Here is a 405-nt window from a genome sequence, read left to right on the forward strand (position 1 = left end):
CGGCTGTTTTCCAGCAGCGACTCCGAATACGTCATTCGAAGCTCTGTGAGAATCCCGCTGTGATCCAGACCAAAGTTTTCCTTCAAAAGGGGATTTACAGAATTCTTCTCCATGTATAAAGCTTTTGCCGTGTCCTGCGTGGTCAGAGGTTCCCGGTAATGGCCAAACAGATGGTTAAGGATCAGCAGCGCCCGCACGTCAATATGAGCCGCCTCGTTACCGCCTTCCGGAAGGACGGCCTTCTGGTACTCCTGAGGCGTCATCCCCATCACCTGTTTAAAGGATCTGTAAAAAGAAGTCTCTGAATGGTATCCCACATAGCGCGCGATATACTGCATTGTCAGGCCTCCAAAATGCATCATATCACAGGCCCGGTCCACCCTCGCACGGTTTAACAGGCTTGCA

Annotated in this window: 1 protein-coding gene; it reads right to left on the bottom strand. The window is 51.4% G+C overall.

Features of this window, described 5'->3' with window-relative positions:
• Positions 1 to 338, bottom strand: a 338-nt coding sequence (locus NE664_14975; protein ID MCQ4727938.1) for an AraC family transcriptional regulator, incomplete at its 3' end; no start/stop codon positions are given.
• Positions 339 to 405: the final 67 nt, after the last annotated feature.

It is taken from the genome of Anaerotignum faecicola (assembly GCA_024460105.1).
Taxonomy (GTDB): Bacteria; Bacillota; Clostridia; order Lachnospirales; family Anaerotignaceae; genus JANFXS01.